We start from the raw sequence: 23,741 nt of genomic DNA, 5'->3' as shown, positions 1-23,741 counted from the left end.
CGGACGGGCCCCGCGGCGGCTGCTGCTACTTGCCCAGGTCGGCGGGGTAGGGCCAGACGTCGAACGCCGCGGTGACCTTGGCGTCGGAGCGGCACAGCCACTTGGCGGTGACCTTGTTGACCACGTGCCGGGGCAGGTGCTTGTTGTCGTTGGCGTCGTTGACCGGCTTGCCGATCGACTGCAGCTCCCAGGCCATGCCGGTGAGGCGGTTGATGTGCGCCCAGAAGCGGCGGTCGATGTTCAGCAGCTGGAAGGACTGCAGGTAGGCGTGCCAGCGGTGGTAGGCCTGGGTGGGGGTCGGCGGCGTGTAGTTCATCATGTGGACCTTGTTGCCGGCGGGGCGGCGCGGGTCGAACAGGGTGCCCTGGCCGAACTCCTGGAAGGCGAAGACGAGGCCCTTCGGGTCGCGGCCGTACCACTTGTCGTAGACCTTCTTCTGCTCGCGGGAGAGCAGTTCGAAGTGCGCGCGGTTCGGCTGGATGATCTCCGTCCAGCTGCGCGGGTAGCGGCCGCCCTTGCGGGTGGCGACCCAGGCGTCGTACGACTTGGTGAACCCGCCGAAGGGGGCGGTGATCGCGCCGACGGCGGCCTTCATCTCCGCGGTCGGGTTGTAGTACGACATCTCGTCGTAGTCGTACCAGAACTCGCTCGCCCAGCGGTCGCCCACCAGGCCCTCGACCTTCGGCAGCTCCGGGCGGTGGCGGCCGTGGGCGGCGGCCGGCGTCGCGCCGACGAGTCCGACGGTGGCGGCGGCTCCGGCGACGCCGATGGCGGTCCGCAGGACGCTCCTGCGGTCCATGGAGTTGAGCGGCATCGGGGTGCTCCTTCAGGGTCTGGCGCGGATGCGGACGGGCATTCGGGGGACTGCGATGACCTGTACTTTTCCGTGGCCCGCTATGGCCGCTCTATACGTCTCGTACGTCCGGCCGGACCCCGGGAACACGGCCGCGCAGGCCCCCTGGGCGGGGGCCTGCGCGGGTGCGGGACGGGTACGGGGAAGGGGGCTACGCCGCGTCGAGGGGGTTGCGGCGCAGGGCGGGCGAGAGCAGGGCGGCGAACGCGGTGAGTCCCATGGCGACGGCGAGGCCGAGGACGGTGCGGGCGGGCCCGTACGCCTCCAGGGCGAAGCCCGCGGCGACCGGTCCGGCGGCCATGGCCCCGCCGCCGACCAGCATGGCGAGGGAGTTGGCCCTCCCCCGCATCCGGTCGGGGGCGACGCGGACCATGAAGACCCCGCCGGCGACGTTGAAGACCCCGCCGACGTAGCCGCTGGCCGCGAAGAGCGCGCCGAGGGCGAAGGGGTCGCGCAGGACGGCGACGGGCACCATGAGCGCGGTCCAGACGGCCAGCCCGCCCAGGACCAGGGTGCGCAGGGAGAACCGGGTGGCCCACCAGCCGCCGCTGATGGCGCCGACGAGCCCGCCGGCCCCGCTCAGCGAGAGGACGAGGCCGATCTCGAACTGGGAGCCGCCGTTCTCCTGGATCCCGGTCATCACCGCGAGGTTGAGGCCCTGGAAGAGCAGGTTGGAGACGGCCACGGCGGCCATGACGGCGCGCAGGAAGTGCTGGCGCCACATCCAGACGAGGCCTTCCTTCACGTCCGCGACGAGGTCGGGGCGCGGGCCGGTGCGTTCGGTCTGGAGCTTGCCCCGTACCCCGAACAGCAGGGCGACGGAGGCGAGCTGGCCGACGAGCGCCGCCACGTAGGGGAAGGAGGCCCCGAGGGCGACCAGGCCGCTGCCGAGCGGCTGGCCGGCGATGGCCGCGCCGCGGGTGCGCGCCTCGTTGCCGGTGAGGGCGGCGGGGAGCTGCTCGGCGGGCACGACGGCGGGTACGGCGGCCCGTTCCGCGAGCTGGTGAAGCACGCCGAGGGTGCCTTCGACGAAGGCGGCGGCGAGCAGGGCCCACAGCCAGACGTGCCCGCTGAGCAGCAGCGCCGCGACCGCCCCGGCGACCAGGGCCTGCCCGAGGCCGGCGCCGAGCATGATCCGGCGCCGGTCCCAGCGGTCGACGAGGGCGCCGCCGGGGAGCTGGACGAGGAGCTGCGGGAGGAGGAGGGCGGTGCCGACCAGTCCGGCGTCGCCGGGCGAGCCGGTGAGCCAGAGCACGGTGAGCGGGTAGGCCACGGCGGTGGCCCGCCCGGCGAGCAGCGACAGCCCGGCGCCGCCCCAGAGCAGCGAGAAGTCCCGGTTGCGCCGCAGGGGCACGGCCTCGTCCCGGTCCCCGGTCCCGGCCTCGGCCGGGACGTCCACGACGGGCCCGGCGGCGGGTGCCGGTTCCCCCGGCGCCTCCGCCGGGGCCTGCGGGGCGGCCGCGGCCTCACCCGGGGTCCCGGCGCCGGAGGCGCCCGCGGGGTCCTCGTTCAGGTGCCACTGGAGGACCGCCGGGTCCGTGGCCGTCTTCGGCGGCGGGGTCACCGTACGGCCAGGGCGGGGCGGAGCCCGGCCAGGTCGTCGGGGGTGAGGGCGGTGTCCTCGTCCGGGCCGGAGTGGGTGTACTCCAGTACCGCCATGGCACTGTGCATCTTGTTCGCGGCCTGGGCGAAGGCGATGCTCATCGGCCCGTCCAGCACCTCGGCGGTGACCTCCTCGCCCCGGTGGGCGGGCAGGTCGTGCATGAAGACGGCGCGCGGACTGGCCTCCCACAGGCCGGCGGTGACCTGGAACGGGGCGAAGATCTCCCGCCAGTTCGCGTCCGGCTTCTCGGTGCCCGTGGTCTGCCAGCGCGTGGTGTAGACGACGTCGAAGCCCTCGGGCAGCGCGTCCGTGTCGTGCCGCTCCACGAGCACCGCGCCCGTGCGGGCTGCCTGGGCCAGCGCCCGGCGGGTGACGGAGGGCAGCAGCCCGTAGCCGGGCGGGGTGCGCAGCTCGAAGTGGACGCCCGGGAAGCGGGTGAGGGCCAGGGCCAGGGCGGCGGCGGTGTTGTTGCCCTCGCCGACGTACAGGATGCGCAGTCCCTCGATCCGGCCGAAGTGGCGCAGCAGGGTGGTGAGGTCGGTGAGGGCCTGGGTGGGGTGCTCCTCGGCGCTCATGGCGTTGACGACGGCCATCCGGTCCTGGGCGGCCCAGCCGCGCAGTTCGGCCTCGGGGCCGGCGGTGCGGGCGACGAGGACGTCGAGCATGCCGGACAGGACGCGGCCGGTGTCCTCGACGGACTCCCCGGTGTTGAGCTGGAGGTCGCCGGGGCCGTAGGCGACGATCCGGGCCCCGACGCGCAGTGCGCCGGAGGAGAAGGCGGTGCGGGTGCGGGTGGAGGTCTTGGCGAAGTAGATGCCGGCGACGAGGCCGTCGAGGGCGTCGGATCCGGTGGCGGTGCCCGCCGAGAACTCGGCGCCGCGGGCCACGATCCGGCGCAGGTCCCGGTCGGTGAGGTCGTCGATGGAGATCAGGTGGCGAGCGGGGCGGCGGCCCTGCCGGTCGGTGGTGTGGCGGTCCATCGGATCAGCCCTTCGGGGAGTGGTCTGCGCCGTCCTGTCGGGCGGCGGCTTCGAGCGCGGCGGCGGTCCGGGCGACCGTGTGGTTGCGCAGGGCGGTGGCCAGGTCGAGGGCCAGTCCGTGCCGGCGGGCGGTGACGAGCAGCGGTGCCACCAGCAGCGAGTCCCCGCCGAGGTCGCGGAAGTCGTCGTGCACGCCGACCTGTTCGAGTCCGAGGACCTCGGACCAGACCTCGGCGAGCACCTTTTCCAGGTCGGTGCGGGGTGCCGTGTAGGGCAGCGGGGTCGCGGTGGCCCGGCGGGAGGCCAGGGCGGCCTTGTCGCGCTTGCCGTTCGCGGTGAGCGGGAGCCGTGCGACGACGGTGACGGTGGCGGGGATGACGGCGGCGGGCAGGACGGTGCGCAGCCGGTCGCGCAGGGCGGGGACCTCGACGGGCGCGCCGTCGGCGGGGACCACCCAGGCGGCGAGCCGCTTGCCGCCGTCGGCGGCGTCCACGGGTGCGACGAGCGCCTCACGGACGGCCGGGTCGGCGGTCAGGGCCGCTTCGGCCTCGCCGGGTTCGACGCGGTGGCCGCGGATCTTGACCTGCTCGTCGGCGCGGCCGGTGAACTCCAGGATCCCGCCGGGCAGCAGGCGGGCCAGGTCGCCGGTGCGGTAGAGCCGGGTGCCGGGGAGTCCGTACGGGTCCGGCAGGAACGATTCGGCAGTGCGGGCGGGCTGTCCCGCGTAGCCCCGGGCCAGGCCTTCGCCGCCGAGCCAGACCTCGCCGGCGATGCCGTCGGGCACCGGCCGCAGCCGCTCGTCGAGGATCCGCAGCAGTACGCCCGGGAGGGCCGAGCCCAGCGGGACCAGGGTGCGCCCGGTGTTGGGGCGGACGTACCCGAAGGTCGCGGCGACGGTGGCCTCGGTGGGTCCGTACTCGGCGCCGAGCAGCATGCGCCCGCCGGCCGCGGCGATCCGGGCGGAGACCCGTTCGGCCTGTGCGGTCGGGTAGGCGTCACCGGCGCAGACGGTGATCCCGGCGAGGCCGCCGAGCTCGCTGTCGGTGAGCTGCTCCTCCAGCAGCCGCAGGTGGCCGGGGGTCAGCCCGACGAAGGAGTACGGGGCTCCGGCCATCAGCAGCGGGCCGAACTCGCCCGGCTGCCAGTCCTGCGGCAGCAGGTGCACCGGCTGCCCGGTGAGCAGCGGCGCGTACAGGGCGGGCAGGCCCAGGTCGAAGCCGACCGAGGTGAACCAGGGGGCGCCGCCGGTGCCCGCCTCCGCGTAGGCCCGTACGGCCCAGTCGAGGTAGTGGGCGAGGGCGCGGTGGGTGACCTCGACGCCCTTGGGGGTGCCGGTGGAGCCGGAGGTGTGCAGGACGTACGCCAGCCGGTCCGGGTCCGGGTCGAGGCCGAGCGGGCTGCCGTCGCCCTCGTGGGAGACCCCCTCGGTGGTGAGGACCCGTCCCTCGGGCAGGATCCCGGCGAAGCGTCCGGCGTACGCGTCCTGCGTGAGGGCCAGCTCGAAGCCGAGGGCGGCGATCCGGGCGTCCGGGGTGCAGGGGTCGACCGGCACCTGCGCCGCGCCGGCCTTCCACACGCCGAGCAGGGCGGCCACCAGCTCGGGCCCGCGGTCCAGCAGGACGGCGACCCGGGTCTCGGGGCCGGCGCCGAGGGCGCGCAGCCCGCGGGCGATGCGGTTGGCCCGTTCGTCGAGCTCGGCGTACGAGGTGCCGGGGGTGCCGGCGCCGGTGAGGGCGGTGGCCCACGGGGTGCGGGCGGCCCGCTCCTCGAAGCCGGCGAGGACGTCCACCGGCGTGTCGGGGTGCGGCAGGGGCGGCGCGGCAAGGCGGGCCTTCTCGTAGGCGCTGGGGAAGGCGCCGGTGGCGTCCCCGTCGGCGCCGGTGCGGGCCATCTCGGCGAGCACGGCCGTGTAGAGCCCGGCGAGCCGCTCGGCGTTGGCCTTGGCGAGGGTCCTCGTACGGGAGGCGATCGACATGTGGCCGCGCACCGGGGTGCCGACGACGAGCGGGAACTCGTTGGGGCTGTCGTCGCGGCTGGCCATGATGTCGATGAGCTCCACGTCGACCTGGTGGAAGTCGAGGTAGTGGAAGAGCACGTCGATCAGGTGGCTCTCGCCGCCGGCCACGCGCATGGCGGGCATCGGGTAGCGGCGGTGCGGCCACAGCGACACCTCGCGGGCGAACACCTCCTGGGCCAGTCCGCCCCAGGTCGCGGCGCCCGTGCGGTAGGGGAAGGGCACGGAGTTGAGGTACATGCCGGAGACGCGTTCGGCGCCGGCCTCCTCGGGGCGGGCGTCGGCGACCATGCCGCCGCGGAAGGCCCCGGACCGGGTCAGCATCGACAGGACCTTGCTGTGCGCGGCGTGCAGCACGCTCTTGTACGGGACCTGCGCGGCCGAGGCGAGGGCGCGCAGGCCCGGCTCGACGTCGGCGAGGGAGATGTCGATGCGGTAGCGCTCGTCGATGCCGTGCGGGTCGCCGGCCCAGCCGGTGGGGATGGTGAACTTCTCGTGGGAGTCGACGAGTTCGCGCCAGTAGTCGCGGTCCTCGGTGCTGGCCAGGGAGCGCAGCTCGCCGGCGATGAAGTCGGCGTAGCGCACGGCCGGGACGGGCGGGGCCGGCTCGGGTTCGCCGCCGGTGCGGATCGCGTTGTAGGCGCGCAGCAGCTCCATCAGCTGGGAGTGGTAGCTCCAGCCCTCGATGACGGGGTGGCACTCGGTGATGGACAGCCACCAGCTCTCGTCGTCGACGAGGTGCACGGCCATCCGCATGAGGGGGGCGGCGGTGAGGTCGAACAGCTCCTCGCGGTCGCGGTCGGCGAAGGACCACAGGGTGGATTCGCGCTCCTCGCGGGGCAGGTGGCGCAGGTCCTCGAAGACGCAGGGCATGGAGACGGTGCCGACGGCGTGGACGAGCTGGAGCGGCTCGCCGTAGCCGGCCATGGCGAAGGAGGTCCGCATCACCTCGTGGCGTTCGACGATCAGGTCGGCGGCGCGCTGGAAGACCTCGGGGTCGAAGGGCAGCGCGTCGCGGATCCGGAAGGAGGTGATGTTGTGGTAGCGGTTCTCGCCGCTGCGGCCGTGCATCTCGACGAGCATCCCGGCCTGGATCCGGGAGACCGGGTAGGCGTCGGTGACGTCGGCGGGGAGGGCGAGCCGGTCCTCCTCGGAGATCAGGGCGAAGGGGGCGACGGGGCCGTCGGCGCGTTCGGCGGAGCCGTCGCCGGCCTGGTCGCCGAGGGCGGCGCGCAGCCTGGCGACGGTGCGGTGCTCGAAGACGTCGCGGACGCTGGTCTCCCAGCCGGCCTCGCGCAGGGCGCCGACGAGGGAGACGGCCCGGATGGAGTCGCCGCCGAGGTCGAAGTAGTTGTCGTGGACGCCGACCTTCTCCAGGCCGAGGACCTCGGCCCAGACCGCGGCGATGGAGGCCTCGGCGGCGTCGCGTGCCTCCACGTGCTCGCCGACGGCGGTGGCCTCGCGGCCGGGGGCGGGCAGGGCGCGCCGGTCGAGCTTGCCGTTGGCGGTGAGCGGGAGGGCGTCCAGGCTCAGGTAGGCGGAGGGGATCATGTAGGCGGGCAGGGCCTCGGCCAGTGCCTCCTTGAGGGCGGCGGGGGCGAGCGCGGTCCCGTCGGCGCCGGGTGCGGGCACGAGGTAGGCGACGAGCTGCTTGTCGCCGGGGGTGTCCTCGCGGACGAGGGCGACGGCCTCCGCGACGGCGGGCAGCGCGGTCAGGGCGGTCTCGATCTCGCCGAGTTCGATGCGGTAGCCGCGCAGCTTGACCTGGTGGTCGATGCGGGCGACGAAGTCGAGGCTGCCGTCGGGCAGCACTCGGGCGAGGTCGCCGGTGCGGTAGATGCGGGCGCCGGGGGCGCCGTACGGGTCGGGCAGGAAGCGCTCGGCGGTCAGGTCGGGGCGGCCGGCGTAGCCGCGGGCCAGTCCGGTGCCGCCGATCCACACCTCGCCGGGGACGCCCAGCGGCAGCGGCCGCAGGTGCTCGTCGAGGACGTACATGGTGGTGTGCGGGATGGCCCGGCCGATGGAGACGAGCTCGGTGGTGACGGGGCCGTGGGGGGCGCCGTCGGCGGCGAGGAAGTGCGCGGAGTTGCCGACGGTGATCTCGGTGGGTCCGTACTCGGCGGCGAGGCGGGTGCCGTCCGGGCCCGCGGCGGCGGCCCAGCGCTCGGCGAGGCGGTGGGTGAAGGAGTCGCCGGCCGCGATGACCAGTCCGGCCAGGTCGCGGACCTGTGCGGGGTCGAGCTGCTGGGAGAGCAGGTCGAGGTGGCCGGGGGTGAGCTTGATGAAGGCGTACGGGCCCCCGTCCGCCAACAGCGCGCCCAGGTCGGCGGTGTCGAAGTCCTGGGGCAGCAGGTGCACGCTCTGCCCGGTCATCAGGGGGGCGTACAGGTCGGGGACGCCGAGGTCGAAGGCGACGGAGGAGAAGAGGGGGGCGCCGCCGGTGCCGGCCGCGGCGTAGGCGCCGGCGGTCCAGGTGAGGTAGTTGGCCAGGCCCCGGTGGCCGATGAGGACGCCCTTGGGCCTGCCGGTGGAGCCGGAGGTGTAGATGACGTAGGCGAGCTGGTCGAGGTCGTACGCGGCGGGCAGTTCGGCCTCGGCGGTGGCGAGGGCGGTCCGCTCGGCCGGGTCGTCGACGACGACCAGGTCCGGGCCTTCGAAGCGGTCCGCGTGCCGGGACTGGGTGACGACGAGGCGGGTGGCGGTGTCGCCGAGCATGAAGGAGATGCGCTCGTCCGGGTAGCCCGGGTCGATCGGCACGTACGCGGCGGCGGCCCGCCAGATGCCCAGCAGGGCGGCGACCAGGTCGGGGCCGCGGTCCAGGAGGACGCCGACGGTGTCGTCGGGGCGTACCCCGAGCTGGACCAGGCGGCGCGCGAACCGGTCGGCACGGGCGTCGAGTTCGGCGTACGTGAGCTCTCCGCCGGCGTACCGGACGGCGACCGCGCCGGGGGTGGCGGCCGTCCGCTCGGCGATGGTCTCGAAGACGGGCCGCAGGGCGGCGGCGTCCACGGGGGCGCCGACCGGCTCGGCGGGGCCGTCGAGGAGCAGGGCGCGCTCGGCGCCGCCGATGAACTCCAGGGCGGACAGCGGGGCGCCGGGGTCCCGGGCGACGGCGGCGAGCAGCGCGGCGTAGTGGCCGGTGATCCGCTCGGCGGTGGCGGCCTCGAACAGGTCGGTGGCGTACTCCAGGGCGCCGTGCAGGGAGCCGTCGGGGCGCTCGGCGAGGTGCAGGGTGAGGTCGAAGCGGGCGATCCGGCCGCTGGCGGCGACCGGGCCGACGGTGAGGCCGGGCAGGTCGGGGCTGTCGGAGCCCTGGCCGGAGGCCAGGTCGAACATCACCTGGAAGAGCGGGGTGGTGGACAGGTCGCGTTCGGGCTCCAGCTCGTCGGCGATCCGGTCGAAGGGGGTGTCCTGGTGGTCGAAGGCGTCGAGGACGGTGGTGCGGTTGCCGGCGAGCAGCTCGCGGAAGGCGGGGTCGCCCTGCCAGCGGCCGCGCAGCACCAGGCTGTTGTAGGCGTAGCCGGCCATCTGCGTCAGTTCGGGGCGGGTCCGGCCGGAGACGGCGGTGCCGACGCTGACGTCCCGCTTGCCGGTGTAGCGGCCCAGCAGTGCCTGGTAGGCGCTGAGCAGGACCATGAAGAGGGTGGCGCCCTCCTGTTCGGCGAGGGTGCGCAGGGCCGAGGCGGTGGCGGCGGGCACGTCGAACTCGGCGACGGCGCCGGCCCAGCCGCGTACGGAGGGCCGGGGCCGGTCGGTGGGCAGGCCGAGGGGTTCGGTGCCGGCGAGCTGTCCGCGCCACCAGTCGAGGGCGGCCTCGGCGGCGGGGCCGCGCTGGCGGGCGTTCATCCAGGCCGCGTAGTCGGCGTACTGGACGGGCGGTTCGGGCAGGACGCCGTCCAGCGGGCCGGTGGTGGTCCCCGCGGCCCGGTAGCAGGCGGCCAGGTCGGCGAGGAGCAGCGGCCGGGTCAGCGCGTCGCAGGCGATGTGGTGCATGACCACGACCAGGACGTGGTCGTCGGCGGCCAGGCGCAGCAGGCGCACCCGCAGCGGGGCCTGGGTGGCCAGGTCGAAGACCTCGGTGGCGCGGGCCCGGGCGAAGGCGGCCGCGGCGGCGTCCCGGTCCGCGTCCGCGACGCCGGTGGCCTCGGTGACGGCGTAGTCGACGGGCCCGGCCGGGTCGACGGCCTGGCGGGGTTCGGCGCCGTCGAGGAGGTAGCGGGTGCGCAGGATCTCGTGCCGGGCGGCCAGTGCGTCGAAGGAGCGGCGCAGGGCGTTCTCGTCGAGGGGGCCGCGCAGCCGGTGGGCGAGCGGCAGCAGGTACTCGGGGCTGTCCGGGTCGAGCTGGTGCAGGAACCACAGCTGGCGCTGGCCGGCGGAGAGCGCCAGCGGCGCCCCCCGGTCGGCGCGCGGGATCCCGGTACGGGCCGGGACGCCCGCGGCGCGGCCCGCGCGGCCGGCGAGCCGTCTGCGCAGCAGCTCCGCGCGCAGCTCGTCCTGCGTGGGTGCGGTGGGTGCGGTCACGGCTGGTACTCCCTGTGGGCGATGGCGAGTTCGGCGTGGTCGAGGTTCTCGATCTCGAGGCGGACGGCCTCTTCGACGGCCGCGGCGAGGCCGGCGACGGTGGGGTGTTCGAAGACGGCGCGCAGCGGCATCTCGACGTCGAACTCCTCGTGGAGGCGGGCGATGACGCGGGCGGCGAGGACGGAGTTCCCGCCGATCCGGAAGAAGCCCTGGCGGGCGCCGATCCGGCGGGAAGTGCCGTCCTCCCCGGCGAGGACCTCGGCCCAGATCTCGGCGACGATCTCCTCGACCGGGCCCTCGGGCGCGGTGTACGGCTCGTCGGAGAGGGCCGCGGCGAGGTCGGGGGCGGGCAGGGCCGCCGTGTCGACCTTGTTGTGCCGGGTGAGCGGGATCCGGGGTACGGGCACCAGCAGCGCGGGGACCATGTAGTCCGGCAGGCTGCGGGCGCAGTGGTCGAGGAGTTCGGAGTCCCCGGGCGGGTTGGCGCCGGCGGGCACCCAGTAGCCGATGAGCGCGGCGGTGGGGCCGGTGCCGTGCACGACGACCGCGCACTGCGAGACCCCGGGGTGTTCGGCGAGGACGCCCTGCACCTCTCCGGTCTCCACGCGGCGGCCGCGGATCTTGGCCTGGCCGTCGGCGCGGCCGGCGAACTCGATGGTGCCGTCGGCGGTCATCCGGGCCCGGTCGCCGGTGCGGTAGAGGCGGGCCCCGGGGGCTCCGTACGGGTCGGGTACGAAGCGCTCGGCGGTCTGGCCGGGGCGGCCGTGGTAGCCGCGGGCCAGGCCGGCGCCGCCGACGCAGAGTTCGCCGGTGGTGCCGTACGGGACGGGCTCCAGGTACTCGTCCAGGACGCGGGCGGTGACGTGCGGGTAGGCGCGGCCGACGGGTACGGCGGTGGCGGTGTCGTGGGCGTCCCAGCGGGTCGCGGCGATGGTGGTCTCGGTGAGCCCGTACTCGTTGACGAACCGCAGCAGGCGGCGGGACAGGTCCCGGGCCAGGGCGGGCGGGCAGGGCTCGCCGCCGGTCTGGCCGACGAGCGGGCGCCGGCCCAGCCCCGCGTCGATGAGCATCTGCCAGTGCGCCGGGGCGACCTGGAGGTGGCTGACCCCGTGCTCCTCGATGAGCCGCAGCTGCGCGGCGTGGTCGTTCAGGTCCTGCTCCCGGGCCAGCACCACCCGGCCGCCGGCGACGAGCGGCATCAGCAGCTCGGTGCAGGAGATGTCGAAGGTGGGCTGCGCCAGGGCCAGCCAGGCGTCGTCGGGGCCCTGGCCGAAGTCCAGGTGGGCCTGCGAGGCGCGGAGCATGGCCAGCAGGGTCCGGTGCTCGACGGCGACGCCCTTGGGGCGGCCCGTGGAGCCGGAGGTGTACATGATGTACGCCAGCCGCGCCGGGTCGGCCGGCGCCTCCGGCGGTGTGGTGGGCCAGGACGGCAGCCCCCCGGTGTGCTGCCCGCCCGCGCCTTCGCCCGGCCGGGCGGTACGGGCCCACGCGTCGAGCCCGTCGGCGGCGAGCGCGGGGTCGCTGGCCGCGGCCAGGGCGGCGGCGCCCGCGGCGGCGGCGAACTCGGCGCCGGGCGCCCGGGCGGTGAGCCCGACGGGGGCGCACCCCGCCGCGGACCCCTGCGTACCGCCGGAGGCCGCGGCCAGGCGTTCGTCGGTGTCCACCGCCAGCCAGGGGCCTTCGTGCCGGCCGCGCAGCCGGGTGGCGCCGGCCAGGTCGGAGACCAGCAGGGTGGCGCCGGCGTCCCGCAGGACGTGGCCGAGCCGCTCGTCGGGGGCCGCCGGGTCGAGCGGTACGTAGGCGGCGCCGGCCTTCCAGGTGCCGAGGTAGGCGGCGATCAGGTCGGGGGTGCGGCCCAGCATCACGGCGACGGTGGTCTCGGGGCCCGCGCCCAGTTCCCGCAGCCGCTGCCCGAAGGCCTCGGCGCGGCGCTCCAGGCGGGCGTAGCTCCAGCTCTCGCCGCCGCAGACGACGGCGGTCTCGTCCGGGGAGCGGCGGGCGACGGCCGCGACCGCGGTGTGCACGGCGTCCTCGCCGGTGCGGTCGGTGCCCGGTTCAGGGGCGCCGGGGCCCAGCGCCAGGATCTCGGCGCGCAGGGCCTCCGGGAGGAGGTCGGCGCGGCCGAGGCGGACCCCGGGGTCGGCGGTGACGGACTCCAGGAGGCGGACCCAGCCGGCCGCGAACCGTTCGACGGTGGCCGCGTCGAAGAGGGAGGTGGCGTACTCGACCATGCCGAGCAGGGAGCCGTCGGCCTGTGCCTGCACGACGAAGGTGAGGTCGGTGCGGGCGGAGCGCCAGGCGCCGCGGAACGCCTCGACGTCGTCGGCGGCGGTGGCGGTGCCGGTGCGGCCTTCCTCGTGCAGGTCGAACATGACCTGGTAGAGGGGGGTGCGGCCGGGGTCGCGGGCCCCGTCCAGCTCGGCCACGAGCCGGTCGAAGGGCAGGTCCTGGTGGGCGAAGGCGGCGCGGGCGGTGTCGCGCACCCGGACCAGGGCCTCGGTGAAGGTGGCGTCGGCGGGGGCGTCGCAGCGCATCACCAGGGTGTTGAGGAAGAAGCCGACGACGTCGGCGGCCTCGGGCCGCTCGCGCCCGGCGACGGGCACGCCGACCGGCACGTCCCACTGCCCGGTGAGCCGGGCCACCAGGGTCCCGAACACGGTCAGCAGGGTCTGCTGGAGGGTGGCGCCGTGGCCGCGTCCGAGGGCGGCGGCCCGCGCGGCCAGCCCGGCGGGGACGGTGAACACGTGGGCGGCGCCGAGTCCGTCGCGGACCGCGGGCCGGGGCCGGTCGGCGGGCAGGTCGACGGGGACGAGGCCCTCCAGGGCCTGCTTCCAGTACGACAGCTCCGTGCCGGCGGCGGATCCGGCCAGCCGGCGCCGCTGGTGGGCGGCGTGGTCGGCGTACTGCACGGGCAGGGCGGGCAGTTCGGCGGTGGTGCCGTGGTGCGCGGCGTCGGCGAGGGCCAGCAGGTCGCGTTCGAGGACGACGGAGGACCAGCCGTCGCAGGCGATGTGGTGGACGGAGAGCACGAGGTGCAGGGAGTCCGCTCCGCGCACGGTGAGGGCCCGCCAGACGGGGCCTTCCTCCAGGTCGAAGGGGCGGCTGAACTCGTCCTCGATCAGGGCGTGGCGGGCCGCGGCGGTCTCGGCGCGGGTGGTGCGCAGCTCGACGCGGGCCTCGGCGTCGGCGATCTGCACGGGCTCGGTGCCGCGCAGGACGTAGCGGGTGCGCAGGATCTCGTGGCGTTCGGCGAGGCCGGTCAGGGCGGCGGCGACGGTGGCGTCGGCGTACGCGTGGGGCAGGGTGATGAAGACGGGCGCGTTCCATTCGGCGCTGCCGGGCCGCATCCGGTCCATCAGCCACAGGCCCTGCTGGCCGGGCGACAGGGGCAGGCCCTGCGCGGGGCGCTCCACGGGCCGGACGGTGTCGTCGGCGTCGGGTCCGGCGGCGGCCAGGGCGGGGCCGTCGGCGAGCAGGGCGGCCTGGGCCTCCACGGTGGTGGCGGTGAACAGGGCGCGCAGCGGGACCCGGGTGCCGGAGGCGGCCGTCAGGGCCTCGGCGAGCCTGCTGAGGAGCAGGGAGGCGCCGCCGAGCTGGAAGAAGTCGTTGGTGGCGCCGATCTGTTCGGCGGGGATGCCGAGGAGGGCGGACCACTGTTCGGCGACGACCCGTTCGGCGGGGGTGCGCACGGGGACGTGCGCGCCCTCGGCTGCGGAGGCGGCCGCGGCGGCCGGCTCGGGCAGGGCGGACCGGTCGATCTTCCCGTTGGCGGTGAGCGGGAACTCGGCGACGGGCACGTAGACGGACGGGATCAGCGGGGCGGGCAGGGAGCGGCGCAGGAAGGTGCGCAGTTCCTCGGGGCGCAGCAGCTCGCCGCGGGACTGGACCCAGGCGACGAGGCGGTGTCCTCCGGTGCCGTCGGGGACGGCGGCGGCGACGGCGGCGCGGACCCAGGGGTGGGCGGCGAGGGCGGCCTCGACCTCGCCGGTCTCTATGCGGACGCCGTTGACCTTGACCTGGTGGTCGAGGCGGCCGAGGTACTCCAGGGTGCCGTCGGCCAGCCAGCGGACCCGGTCGCCGGTGCGGTAGAGCCGCTCGCCGGGCGCGCCGTACGGGTCGGGGACGAAGCGTTCGGCGGTCTGGTCGGGGCGGCCCTGGTAGCCGAGGGCGAGGCCGACGCCGCCGGCGTGGAGTTCGCCGGGGACGCCGACGGGGACGGGACGGCCGGCCGGGTCGAGGACGAGGGCGCGCATGTGGGCGATCGGCCGGCCGATGGGGACGGCGCCGGTCTGCTGGGCCGGGTCCCAGCGGTGCTCGGTGACGTCGACGGACGCCTCGGTGGGGCCGTAGGTGTTCCAGATCTCGGCGCGCGGGGCCAGTTCGGCGAGGGCCCGGCAGAGTTCGGCGTGCAGCGGCTCGCCCGCGCTGAAGAGCAGCCGCAGGGCGCCGGCGTCCTCCCAGCCGGGCTGTTCGACCAGGCGCCGGTAGACGGAGGGGACGCCCTGCAGGACGGTGACCCCGTGCGCGGCGACGGCGCGCAGCAGGGCGGCGGGGTCGCGTTCGGCGTCCGCAGGGGCGACGGCGACCGCTCCCCCGCTGATCAGCGGGGAGAAGACCTCCAGGCCGGCGGCGTCGAAGCCGATGGTGGTCTTCAGCAGGAAGCGGTCGGCGGCGCCGAGCCGGTGGCGGTGGGCCAGCCAGCGGACCCGGTTGGCGATACCGCCGTGCGGGACGAGGACGCCCTTGGGGCGGCCGGTGGAGCCGGAGGTGTGCAGGACGTACGCGGGCCGGGCGGCGTCGGGGACCAGCGGGAAGGCGGCGGCCTCCTCGTCGGCCACGGTCGGCGGCGCGTCGGCGACGTCGAGGACGGCGGTGCCGGCGGGCAGCCGGGCGGCGGTGGCGTGCGAGGCGAGCACGACGGCCGCGCCGGCGTCCTCCAGCACCAGGGCGAGGCGGGCCTCGGGGTAGTCGGGGTCGAGCGGGACGTAGCCGGCGCCCGCGAACCAGACGCCGAGCAGTGCGGCGACGAGTTCGGGGCCGCGCGGCAGGCAGACGCCGACGAAGTCGCCGGGGGCCACCCCCCGGGCGCGCAGGGCCGCGGCGTAGCGGCCGGCGAGCCGGTCCAGGGCGGCGTAGTCGAGGACGGTTCCGTCGGCGCCGAGGACGGCGGGGGCCTGGGGGGTGCGGGCGGCCTGGGCCCTGAACAGGGCGGGCAGCAGCAGACGGCCGGGGGCGGATCCCGACTGCGTACGGTCGTTCACGTGCTCTCCTTCATCGGGATCGGGTGGCGTCGGCCGTGCCCGAGGCCTGGGCGGTCCGGGACGGGCCCGGCGGTGCGGGTGGGTCAGGCCGCGGAGGCGGCGGACATCCGCCGGCGCAGGCTGGCGGGGCGCAGGTCGGTCCACACCTCGGTGATCCGGGCGAGGCACTCCTCGCGGGTGCCCTCGGTGCCCTCGGCCGTCCAGCCGGCGGGGAGTGCGCGCTCGGCCCACCAGAGCGAGTACTGCTCCTCGTCGTTGAGGACGACGCGGTAGCGGGTCTCCGCCTGCCCCTCGCCGGACCGGGTGCCGTTCTGCTGTTCGCTCATCGCTGTTCCCTTCGCGTGATCAGGTGTGGCCATCCTTGAAGAGGGCGCTATCGGTGCCCTATCGAGCGCATATACGGGCCGGAACGCGGGACGGGCCCCCGGCGCCGGATGGCGTCGGGGGCCCGTGGGGGTGGGGGTGGGGTGTCAGGCTGCCGTGCTGGTCACCGGGGTGCGCAGGGCGGCTTCCACGTCGTGGTCGAGGATCCGGCTCACGTCGGCGGCCGCGCCCTTGACGTCGCCGCCGGGGCCGCCGGGGCCGCCGCCGGGCCTTCCGCCGGGCTTCGCGCCCTCGCGGGAGCCGAGCTGGACCCGGGTGGTGTGGGGGCGGCGGAGCGCCTCGTAGCGGGCGAGGGCGGCCGTGGTGCCGGCCGCGCCCGGGGCCGCCTCGGCGAGGCAGACGGCGAGGGCGACGGCGTCCTCGACGGCCTGGTTGGCGCCCTGTCCGTGGTGCGGGAGCATCGGGTGGGCGGCGTCGCCGAGCAGGGTGGTGCGGGCGGTGCTCCAGCGCTCCAGCGGGGCCCGGTCGTACAGGGCCCAGCGGCGGACCTCGCCGGCCGCGCCGACCAGTTCGCGGACCTGCGGTGCCCAGCCGGCGAGTGCGGAGTCCAGGTCGGCCCGCTCTCCGGCGCTGGTCCAGGACTCGGCGTCGCCCTCGGGGGCCGGGACCACCACCACGTAGGTGAACTCCCGCCCGCCGGACACCGGGTAGCACAGCACCCGGGCGTCGGGGCCGGCGAACATGTACATGCGGGCCGGGTCGAGTGCGGGGACGTCCGCCGCGGCGACCAGTCCGCGCAGGGCGCTGTTCCCCGAGTACACGGGGGCCTCGTCGCCGGCCAGGGCGCGGCGCACCGCCGAGTGCACCCCGTCGGCGCCGACCAGGACGTCGGCGCGGTCGGTGGTGCCGTCGGCGAACTCCAGCCGGACCCCGTCGGGGCGCTCCTCGTACCGCACCAGCTCCTTGCCGGTGCGCACCCGCTCCGCCGGGACCAGTGCGGCCAGCATCCGGTGCAGGTCGCCGCGGTGGACGGTGAGGTAGGGGGCGCGGAACCGCCGCTCCCAGGCCTCGCCCATCTCCTGCTCGGCCACCAGGGCGCCGTCGTGGAAGGCGCGGACCTCCAGGGCCTCGGGGCGGACGGCCCGTTCGGCCAGCTGCGTGCCGAGGCCCAGGCGCTCCAGCAGGCGGGTGCCGTTGGGGCCGAGGTGCATGCCGACGCCCTGCTCGCGCAGGGCGTCGCCGCGTTCGTACACGGTGGCGTCCAGGCCCCGGGCGTACAGGGCCGCGGCGGCGGTCAGGCCGCCCAGGCCCGCGCCGATGACGGCGACGCGGGGGCTCACCGCTGCTCCCAGGCGTTCTCGAAGGACTCGAACTCGTCGAACGCGTCGAACCCGTCGAGGTCCGGGCCGGCGCCCGTGCCCAGGGCCAGCAGGGCCTGGAGCTCGTTCGCGCCGGCGAGTTCCACGTCGGCGACCGGGGTGTCGGGCTCCTTGACGGCGGCGGCGAGCATCCGCTCGTAGCCGTCGGCGAAGCGGGCGACGGTCTCGCGGTCCAGTACGTCGGTGTCGTACGAGAACACGGCCGTGACCCCGTCCGGGGTCTGCTCGATGCGCAGCAGCAGGTCCAGCTGGCCCTCCTGCTGGGGTACGTCGATCAGGGCGATGTCCAGCCCGGCGTACGGGACGGACGGGCCCTCGCTCGCGCCGGGCGGGACGTTGGGCACGGGCGGTTCCATGCGGTCCATCTGCACCAGGAACAGTGCGGTGCGGAAGACGGTGGCGCGGGGGAAGGCCAGGGCACAGGGGTAGCGGACGTTGACCATGCCGCGCATGACCCGCTCGCCGGCCTGGGCGGCGGCGCTGCGGAAGGTGGAGCGGGCGTCGAAGTCGGCGCGGACCGGCATGGTGTTGAGGAAGCAGCCGATCACGTCGCGCTGGGCGCGGCCCATCCGGCTGGTGGCCGGCACGCCGAGGACGAAGGCGTCCTGGCCGGTCCAGCGGTGGGTGAGGGCCTGGAAGACGGAGAGCAGGTAGGCGAAGGGCGTCACCCCGGCGGCGGTGGCCGCGGCGGGCAGTCCGTCGGCGGTGTCCTGCGCGAGCTGCCGTACGACGGTGCCGCCCCGGTAGGAGCGCAGGGCGGGCCGGGGCCGGTCCAGGGGCAGTTCGGCGGCGGCCGCGTCGGCCACCGACTCGTGCCACAGTGCGGCGGCGCGCCGGCCCGCCTCGGAGGCGGTGTAGCGGAGCTCTTCGGCGGCGTGGTCGGCGTAGGAGCCGGGGATGGGCCGCCAGGCGGGTTCGGTGCCGGCGGCGGTGCCCGCGTAGGCGTCGAGGACGTCGCGGACGAGCAGCCAGCGGGAGGTGAAGTCGCTGACGATGTGGTGGGCGGAGGTGACCAGGGCCCAGTCCGAGTCGGTGCGGCGCAGCAGCACCACCCGGAAGGCTCCGGACTCCAGGCGGAAGGGGCGGGCCCCGGCCTCCTCGGCGGCCCGGTGCAGCTCGGCCTCGGAGGCGCCGTCGAGGTCCTGGAACTCCATCCGGACCAGGGGGGTTTCGCTGACGGTGCGGCGCACTCCGGCGGCGCTCTCGGTGAAGACCGAGCGCAGCAGTTCCTGGCGGGCCCCGACGGCGGTTACGGCGGCGTCCATCGCGACGGGGTCGACGCGGCCGCGCAGCCGCAGCGGCATGACGATGTTGTAGGCGGAGGCCTCGGGCGAGACCCGGTAGGCCGTCCACATGGACTGCTGGATGGCGGTGAGGGGCAGCGCCTCCACGGTGGTGGTGCTCATCCGCAGCCTCCCGCGTGGCTCATGTCGGTGGTGCGGCCGGCGCCGACGGCGGCGAGTTCCTTCTCCTCGGGCCGCGCGGCCGGGGCGGGGGCCTCGTCGGCGAAGGAGGCGGCGAACTCCCGGACCCGGTCCAGCCCCCAGTAGGGCTCGCTGCCGTGGACGAAGTACGGGACCCCGAAGACCCCGTCGCGGTGCACGTCGAGCAGGGCGGCGGCCCCGCGGGCGCGCAGTGCGGCGTCCTCGGTGGCGGCGGCCACGGCGTCGGCGTCCAGGCCGGTCTCGGCGGCCAGTTCGACGACGGTGGCCGGGTCGCAGATGTCGCGGCCCTCCAGCCAGCGGGCCCGCCCGGCGCGCGCGACCCACTCCCGGCCGAGGCCCGCGTCGGCGGCGAGGAACCAGGTCAGGTGGGCCGGCTCCCACCACGGGCTGCGGTCGGTGGGCCAGGTCAGCGCGAGGCCCCGGTCGGCGGCGAGGCGGCGTACGTCGCGCAGGATGTAGAACTGCTTGGCGCGGCTCATCGGCGTGTACGGGAACTGCCCGCCGGCCTCGTCGAGCAGCCGGGCGCTGGTCTCGTCGGGCTCCCAGAAGGGGCGCCATTCGACGCGGTCGAGCAGTCCGGGGTGCTCGCGCTCGATGTCGTGCAGGGCGAAGAAGTTGTAGGGGCTGCGCAGGTTGAAGTAGAAGCGGGGCGGTTTGGCGGCACGGCCGGCCATGTCGAACTCCTCTGTGGATCGGGCTGGTCTGGCTGTCGGGCCGGTCAGACGACCAGGCCGCCGTCGATGTGGAAGACCTGTCCGGTGATGTAGGAGGCGCGGTCGGAGGCGAGGAAGGACACCAGTTCGGCGACCTCGTGCGCCTCTCCGAAGCGGCGCAGCGGGATCCGGGCCGTCATCTCCTTGGCGTGCTTCTCGGAGAGTCCGCCGACCATGTCGGTGGCGATGAAGCCGGGGGCCACGGCGTTGGCGCGCAGTCCGCTGCGGCCGGATTCCTTGGCCAGGGCCTTGGTGAAGCCGATGATCCCGGCCTTGGTGGCGGAGTAGTTGCTCTGGGTGGCGTTGCCGGCGGCGGCGACCGAGGAGAGGGTGATGATGGTGCCGCGGCGGCGCTTCATCATCGGGAAGGCCAGGGCCTTGGCGAAGTTGAAGGTGCCGTCGAGGTTGGTGCGGACGACCGCGTCCCAGTCCTCGTCCTTCATCATGGCGAGGTGGCCGTCGCGGACGATGCCGGCGGCGGTGACCAGTACCTCCACCGGGCCGAGTTCGGCCTCCGCCTCCGCGGTGAAGGCCCGGACCTGTTCGCGGTCGGTGACGTCCACCCGGCGGGCGAGCACCCGTGCCCCCAGTGCCTCGGCGGCCTGGGCGGCGAGCCGGGCGGCCTCTTCGTTGGACTGGTAGCAGAAGGCCACGTCGTGGCCGTCCCGCGCCAGGATCTCCACCACGGCCCGGCCGATGCCGCGGGAGCCGCCGGTGACGAGGGCTACCGGCCTCGGTGTCTCGGACATGGATTGGTGCCTCTCTCTCGGGGGCGCGGGTGCGCGTTCGGGGGTGCGGAGGGGGCGCGTCGGCGTGCGCCCCCGCGGCGTGGTCAGCCGAGCCGGAGCAGGGTGGCGCCGACGGTGCCGTCCCGGTCGAGGGCGGTGACCAGGGCGAGCCGGTCGACCAGGGCGGGCCGGGCGTCGGCGTGGGCGAGGACGGCGGCCAGCTGGAAGGCGGCCGAGGCGGCGGTGGCGTCGCCGACGAGGGGGCGTACGGCGATCCGCTCGCCCGCGACGGTCTCCAGCGCGGACTCCTCCTGCTTGCCGAGCAGTCCGGCCGGGGCGCCCGGGGCGACGAGGGCGACGTCCTCGGGGGCGGCGCCCGCACCGGCGAGCACCTCGGCCACGCAGCGGGCCAGCGCGGAGCCGGCCCGCCCGCTGTCGGGGAAGGCCCGGAAGCGGGAGCCGAGCACGGTGGCGAGGACCTGCCGGCCCCCGTCGCGGGCGGCGGCCCCGCTCTCCAGCAGGAAGAGCGCGGCGCCCTCGCCGAGCGGGTCGGCCGCGGCCCCGCCGTGGTCGGCGACGTGCTCCAGGCGGGCCCGCTGGACGGAGTACTCCTCGGCGGCGCCGGCCAGCAGCGCGTTGGCGTGGCCGCCGCGCAGCAGCCGGGAGGCGTAGTTCAGGGCGAGCAGGCCCGTGGCCGAGCCGCCGGAGACGGTGACGTTGGGGCCCTTGAGGGTGTGCCGGATGGCGCTCTGGCCGGTCGGGCAGTTCATCACGGTGTTGGGGAACCGGGCCGGGTCGACGAGGTAGGGCTTCTCCCCGGTCAGGGCGTCCTTGGTGAAGTCCATGATGGACTGGACGCTGCCGGAGGTGCCGAGGACCAGTCCGGTCTTCTCGGGGTCGGCGGCCAGGCCCCGCCCGAAGTCCTCCAGGAGCTCACCGACGGTGACGACGGCGATGCCGGTGGCCCGGTCCATGGAGCGGGTGCCCTTGCGGCCGAGCACCTCCTTGATGTCGAAGCCGGGGATCAGGCCCGCCTCCTCGTACGGGACGGGCCACGTGCCGGCGTCGACGGGGGCGGTGGCCGGCGTCCGCGCGAGGAGTCCCTCGGCGAAGGCCCGCCGGCCCAGCCCGTACGGGGAGCTGACCGCCCAGCCCGAGATGACGAGCTGCCGCTCGCGGGGTTCCGCTGCCGTGCTCATGCGACGGCGCTCCTCTCGTCTTCCCAGTGGCCGAGGACCAGCACGGCGTTGTTGCCGCCGAAGGCGAGTCCGTTGTTCTGCACGACCTTGAGGTCGGCTTCGACGGCCTCGTTCGGTACGCAGTCCACCCCGCATTCGGGGTCGGTGGTGCGGTGGTTGATGGTCGGCGGGATGAACCCCTCGCGCAGGGCGAGGGCGCAGGCCGCGGAGGCCAGGGCGCTCGCGGCGCCCATGGTGTGGCCGATCATCGACTTGATGGAGACGGTGCGGGGCAGGTCCTCGCCGAACACCTGGCGGATCGCGCCGACCTCGGTGACGTCGTTGGCCCTGGTGCCCGTGCCGTGCGCGGAGATGAAGTCCACGTCGGCGGGGGTGATGCCGGCGTTGGCGTGCGCGGCGGTGATGCAGCGGGCGATCGAGTCCCGGTCGGGGGCGACCGGGTGGCTGGCGTCGCAGGACAGCCCGTACCCGAGCACCTCGGCGTAGATCCGGGCGCCGCGGGCCAGGGCGGATTCGAGGGACTCCATGAGCAGGATGCCGGCGCCCTCGCCGGTGAGGATGCCCTGGCGGTCGGCGTCGAAGGGCCGGCACACGTCGGGGGCGATGGTGCCGAGCCGGTAGAAGCCGGTGAAGGTCTTGCGGCACAGGGCGTCGGCGCCGCCGCACAGGGCCATCTCCACGTCGCCGGAGCTGATGGCGTCGTAGCCGTAGCCGACGGCGTAGTTGCCGGCGGCGCAGGCGGTCGGGACGGTGACCGTCTCGACGTCCTCCAGGCCCAGTTCGCGGACGATGCCGGCGGAGAGCCGGCCCGGCCAGACGCGCCGGGCCACCACCGGGTCGAGGGTGTCCTCGCCCTGGGCGACCTGGAGCCCGGTGAGGTGGTCCAGGTCGCGGGACTCGCCGTCGGTGGTGCCGACCGAGACCAGGGAGCGCCTGGCCCGGACGTCCGCCTCGGTGAGTCCGCCGTCGGCCACCGCCATGCGGGCCCCGGCGACCGCGAACTGTGCGGCCCGGCCGAGTTCGTCGGCCGGCAGCTCGCGCAGCCAGGCCTCCGGCTCGAAGTCGGTGATCTCGCAGGCGTTGGAATGGGCGAAGCCGGTGGTGTCGAACGCGCTGATGGGCTTGGCCCCGCTGCGTCCGCCCCGCAGGCCGTCGGCGAAGGCGTCGACGCCCGTGCCGATGCTCGTCACGACACCGAGACCCGTGATCACCACCCGGTGCCGGGCGGCGGGTCGCCGCCCCGTCGCGGCCGTCTCGGAGGTCACTTGCCCTCGGCCTCCGCGATCACGGCGTACACGCCGACCAGGTTGACCATGCGGCTGAGCTCGGCCTGCTCCAGCGTGATGCCGAAGACCCGCTCCAGCGAGGCGAGGATCTCGATGGTGCGCAGCGAGTCGGCGTCGTGCTCCTCCTTGAAGAGGCTGGTCTCGGTCACCTCGTCGAGGTCGAGCTCCAGGATGTCGCAGACGATCTCCTTGATCTGCTCCTTGCGCTCGGCGTCGAGGGTGGCGATCTGGGTGGTCATCCGAATTCCTCCGTTGGGTGGGGATCGTGCGGGGGGGGAGCGTTGGGTTCGATGGTGGGAGCGGCCGCTATCCGTGGCCTATATCCACGAGGTGGGGCGTGACGGCCGGCTGCGGGTCCTTCCACAGGTGGGAGACCTCGCCGAACTGGCGGCGCACCCAGTCGTCGTCGTAGATCGTCTCCAGGTAGCGGTCGCCGCCGTCGGGCAGGACGAGGACCACGTTGGAACCCGGGATGATGTCCGGGGCGATCCGCTCCAGGGCGGCCACCACGGCCCCCGAGGAGCCGCCGGCGAGGACCGCCTCCTGGCGCACCAGCCGGCGGCAGCCCACGACGCAGTCGAGGTCGCCGACGTGGATGACCCGGTCCGCGTCCGAGGGGCGCAGCAGCCGGGGCACGACCGAGGCGCCGTGTCCCGGGATCAGCCGGGTGACGCGCTCGGGCGGGGCGAACAGCACGCTGCCGATGGCGTCGACCGCGTTGACGGTGGTGTTCATGCCGTGCCGGCGGATGTACTCGGCGCAGCCGCCCAGGGTTCCGCTGGTGCCCGCGGCCACGACGAGCTGGTCGACGCGGCCGTCGAGGGCCTCGGCGATCTCGCGCATCGTGTTCTGGTGGGCGACCGGGTTGAGCGGGTTGGAGTACTGGTCGGGCCAGTAGGCGTCGGGGGTCTCGGCGACGAGGTCGGCGACCCGTCGCAGCCGGGCGGGCAGCAGCTCGCCGGTGGCCGGGTCGGGGTCGACGACGATCTCGACCTCGGCCCCGTAGGCCCGCAGGATCGCCACGTTCTGCCGGGTCGTGCGGGCGTCGACGACGCAGACGAGCCGCAGCCCGAAATAGCCGCAGATCTGGGCGAGCCCGATCGCGAGGTTGCCCGAACTCGACTCGATCACCGTGGAGGTGCCGGGGACGAGTTCCCCGGACCTGATGCGCGCCAGCACCATGGAAAGTGCCGAGCGGTCTTTGATACTTCCTCCGGGATTGAACCGCTCCACCTTCGCGAACACCCGCGAGCCGAGGCCCGGCAGCAAACGCTCCAGTTCGATGAGCGGCGTTCCTCCCACGGTAGAGAGGATTCCCTTCGTCCCTTCGTCGTACGGCATCTGATGCAGCCATCCTCTGCTGGGAGTTGCGGGGTGCGGATACAACGGGACCGAGATTCGGCCAATCCGCTATATCGATGCCATACGGCTGGTT

The 23,741-nt window shown here is 75.2% G+C and carries 14 protein-coding genes; all 14 read right to left on the bottom strand.

Annotated features, from left to right (window positions below; all coding sequences use genetic code 11):
- Positions 1–25 precede the first annotated feature (25 nt).
- The gene (locus ACIPW5_RS07860) at positions 26–814 is read right to left on the bottom strand and encodes a Tat pathway signal sequence domain protein (RefSeq protein ID WP_401241822.1); all 789 of its coding nucleotides are present in this window, start codon (positions 812–814) and stop codon (positions 26–28) included.
- Between the two features lie 190 nt (positions 815–1,004).
- Positions 1,005–2,417, bottom strand: a complete 1,413-nt coding sequence (locus ACIPW5_RS07855) for an MFS transporter (protein ID WP_401241820.1) — start codon at positions 2,415–2,417, stop codon at positions 1,005–1,007.
- The gene (locus ACIPW5_RS07850) at positions 2,414–3,436 is read right to left on the bottom strand and encodes an ornithine carbamoyltransferase (protein WP_401241817.1); all 1,023 of its coding nucleotides are present in this window, start codon (positions 3,434–3,436) and stop codon (positions 2,414–2,416) included. Before ACIPW5_RS07850 ends, ACIPW5_RS07855 begins: the two co-directional genes overlap by 4 nt.
- A gap of 4 nt (positions 3,437–3,440) precedes the next feature.
- On the bottom strand, positions 3,441–9,971 hold the full coding sequence (locus tag ACIPW5_RS07845) for an amino acid adenylation domain-containing protein (protein ID WP_401241814.1): 6,531 nt from the start codon (positions 9,969–9,971) through the stop codon (positions 3,441–3,443).
- Positions 9,968–15,232, bottom strand: a complete 5,265-nt coding sequence (locus ACIPW5_RS07840) for an amino acid adenylation domain-containing protein (protein ID WP_401241812.1) — start codon at positions 15,230–15,232, stop codon at positions 9,968–9,970. The genes ACIPW5_RS07845 and ACIPW5_RS07840 overlap by 4 nt, the downstream gene beginning before the upstream one ends.
- Positions 15,233–15,315: 83 nt before the next feature.
- Positions 15,316–15,558: an MbtH family protein gene (locus ACIPW5_RS07835; RefSeq protein WP_401241810.1), complete on the bottom strand. Its 243-nt coding sequence runs from the start codon at positions 15,556–15,558 to the stop codon at positions 15,316–15,318.
- A 144-nt stretch (positions 15,559–15,702) separates the two neighbouring features.
- A complete protein-coding gene (locus ACIPW5_RS07830) occupies positions 15,703–16,896 on the bottom strand; it encodes an FAD-dependent monooxygenase (RefSeq protein WP_401241807.1) in 1,194 nt (397 codons plus the stop codon).
- Positions 16,893–18,341 (bottom strand): condensation domain-containing protein, encoded by a 1,449-nt coding sequence (locus ACIPW5_RS07825; protein ID WP_401241804.1) that lies wholly within the window; start codon positions 18,339–18,341, stop codon positions 16,893–16,895. The genes ACIPW5_RS07830 and ACIPW5_RS07825 overlap by 4 nt, the downstream gene beginning before the upstream one ends.
- A complete protein-coding gene (locus tag ACIPW5_RS07820; RefSeq protein WP_401241801.1) occupies positions 18,338–19,054 on the bottom strand; it encodes a 2-hydroxychromene-2-carboxylate isomerase in 717 nt (238 codons plus the stop codon). The genes ACIPW5_RS07825 and ACIPW5_RS07820 overlap by 4 nt, the downstream gene beginning before the upstream one ends.
- A 44-nt stretch (positions 19,055–19,098) precedes the next feature.
- Positions 19,099–19,842, bottom strand: a complete 744-nt coding sequence (gene fabG / locus ACIPW5_RS07815) for a 3-oxoacyl-[acyl-carrier-protein] reductase (protein WP_401241799.1) — start codon at positions 19,840–19,842, stop codon at positions 19,099–19,101.
- An 83-nt stretch (positions 19,843–19,925) separates the two neighbouring features.
- Positions 19,926–21,020 (bottom strand): beta-ketoacyl synthase N-terminal-like domain-containing protein, encoded by a 1,095-nt coding sequence (locus ACIPW5_RS07810; RefSeq protein ID WP_401241796.1) that lies wholly within the window; start codon positions 21,018–21,020, stop codon positions 19,926–19,928.
- Positions 21,017–22,285, bottom strand: a complete 1,269-nt coding sequence (locus ACIPW5_RS07805; protein WP_401241793.1) for a beta-ketoacyl-[acyl-carrier-protein] synthase family protein — start codon at positions 22,283–22,285, stop codon at positions 21,017–21,019. The genes ACIPW5_RS07810 and ACIPW5_RS07805 overlap by 4 nt, the downstream gene beginning before the upstream one ends.
- Positions 22,282–22,545 (bottom strand): acyl carrier protein, encoded by a 264-nt coding sequence (locus ACIPW5_RS07800; protein WP_007267082.1) that lies wholly within the window; start codon positions 22,543–22,545, stop codon positions 22,282–22,284. The genes ACIPW5_RS07805 and ACIPW5_RS07800 overlap by 4 nt, the downstream gene beginning before the upstream one ends.
- Positions 22,546–22,612: 67 nt before the next feature.
- A complete protein-coding gene (gene sbnA / locus ACIPW5_RS07795) occupies positions 22,613–23,647 on the bottom strand; it encodes a 2,3-diaminopropionate biosynthesis protein SbnA (protein ID WP_401241791.1) in 1,035 nt (344 codons plus the stop codon).
- Between the last annotated feature and the right edge of the window lie 94 nt (positions 23,648–23,741).

The sequence above is a fragment of the Streptomyces sp. NPDC090077 genome (assembly GCF_044747545.1).
Classification (GTDB): domain Bacteria; phylum Actinomycetota; class Actinomycetes; order Streptomycetales; family Streptomycetaceae; genus Streptomyces.
The sequence above is the reverse complement of the archived record's forward strand: the minus strand, read 5'-3'. Positions and strand labels throughout refer to the sequence as shown.